This window comes from Mycobacterium sp., assembly GCF_035653355.1.
GTDB lineage: Bacteria > Actinomycetota > Actinomycetes > Mycobacteriales > Mycobacteriaceae > Mycobacterium.
The window spans coordinates 1-2,027 of sequence record NZ_DASRBZ010000072.1 but is presented as its reverse complement, the minus strand read 5'-3'; the positions used below and the strand labels follow the sequence as shown (position 1 = coordinate 2,027).

The window sequence follows — 2,027 nt, the reverse complement described above, 5'->3', positions numbered from 1 at the left end:
GGCCTCCGCAGGCCGAATTGCCTGCGGCGGCCAGGGAACAGATCAAGAATGCCTATCGTCGCCTGGGGCTGATCGCACCATAGTCGACCTAGTTGCGGAATGCTGTACCGATAGGTATACAGTATGGGTACAAAGACGCTGGTGTCAGCGGGCCCGGGATTGAGGAGACGCTGCGATGAGCACCGCCGACGACGTCGCTGCTGCGGCCGGCGCCCCCGCCGATCAAGACGACGCGGTGCGCTATGAGCTGACCGACAGCGGTGTCGCGGTGCTGACCCTGAACCGGCCCGAGCGGCTCAACACGTGGGGCGGCGACATTGCTCGCCCCTTCTATTCGAGCCTTCAGCGCGCCGACCAGGATCCGGCTGTCCGGGTACTCGTAGTGACCGGTAGCGGCAAGGCCTTTTGCGCGGGTGCCCAGCTGGGCTCGATGGAAATGGTTGGCAAGTCGCTGGAGGACACCGACGAGCGGACCCTGAGCGAGTTGGTCGGCGAACGGCAACCCCATTTCCTGACCACTTTGCGCAAGCCTGTGATCGCGGCCGTCAACGGCTCATGTGTGGGTATCGGGTTCACTCTCGCGCTGATGTGTGATGTGCGGTTCGCCGCCGCCGGCGCGAAGTTCGCCGCATCGTTTGCGCGTCGGGGCCTCATTGCGGAGTACGGCGTCTCGTGGATCCTTCCGCGGCTGACCGGCTGGGGCGTCGCACTCGACCTGTTGTTGAGCGGGCGCACGTTTCTCGCCGAGGAGGCGGCCGAGCTTGGTCTGGTCAAGGAAGTGGTCCAGCCGGAAGCGTTGATGGCACGCACTCTGGAATACGCCGAGGACATCGCGCGACACTGCTCGCCGGCTTCGATGGCCGTCATCAAGCGGCAGGCCTATGGCGACGCCACACGAGACGTCGATGACGCGACCGCGCGGGCCCAGGCATTGCTCCACGCGTCGCTGTTGCGGCCCGACGTCATCGAGGGCATTACCAGCTTCTTTGAAAAACGAGCACCAAACTTCCCGGGACTGGGCTCATCCGAGTGATTAGCGGGGCAATAGCGCGTGCGGTACCGAAAGGATGACCATGACGAGCTTGGACTACAAACCGATTGACGTCGACAACCATTACTACGAGCCACTGGATGCTTTCACCCGCCATCTGGACAAGAAGTTCAAGCGCCGCGGCGTTCAGATGCTCACCGACGGCAAGCACACCTATGCCGTCATCGGTGAGCGGGTCAACCACTTCATCCCCAATCCCACCTTTGACCCGATCATCGTGCCGGGCTGTCTTGACCTGCTGTTCCGCGGCGAGGTTCCTGAGGGTGTCGACCCGGCCTCGCTGATGAAAGTCGAACGGCTGGAGGATCACCCGGAGTACCAAAACCGCGACGCCCGTATCGCGGTGATGGATAGCCAGGGCATCGAAACGGTGTTCATGTTGCCGACGTTCGCGTGCGGCGTCGAGGAAGCGCTCAAACACGACATCGAGGCGACGATGGCATCGGTGCACGCATTCAACCTGTGGCTCGACGAGGATTGGGGTTTCGATCGGCCCGACCACCGGATCATCGCGGCGCCGATCATCTCGTTGGCCGATCCCGAAAAAGCGGTCGACGAAGTGGAATTCGTGTTGGCGCGCGGCGCCAAGCTGGTGTTGGTGCGCCCGGCTCCCGTGCCGGGTGTGGTCAAACCGCGGTCGTTGGGCGATCCGGTCCACGATCCGGTGTGGGCCCGGCTGGCCGAGGCGGGCGTGCCAGTGGGCTTTCATCTCAGCGACAGCGGCTATCTGCAGATCGCCGCGATGTGGGGCGGCAAGTCGACCTTCGAGGGTTTCGGCGCCAAGGACCCTTTGGATGTGGTGCTGCTTGATGATCGCGCGATCCATGACACGATGGCCTCGATGATCGTGCATGGCGTGTTCACCCGTCATCCGAAACTGCGAGTGGCGAGCATCGAGAACGGGTCGTACTTCGTGTACCGGCTGATCAAGCGGCTGAAGAAGGCGGCCAACAACTATCCGCACCATTTCCGCGAG

General features: G+C 63.1%; 2 protein-coding genes. Both read left to right on the top strand.

The genetic code is table 11. The annotated features are described in order from the left end of the window. Positions 1-175: 175 nt before the first annotated feature. Positions 176-1,033, top strand: coding sequence for an enoyl-CoA hydratase (locus tag VFA16_RS02335; RefSeq protein WP_324966266.1), 858 nt, complete (start codon positions 176-178; stop codon positions 1,031-1,033). Between the two features lie 40 nt (positions 1,034-1,073). Then, positions 1,074-2,027 (top strand): amidohydrolase family protein (locus VFA16_RS02330; RefSeq protein ID WP_324966265.1); only part of this gene is annotated, 954 nt, incomplete at its 3' end.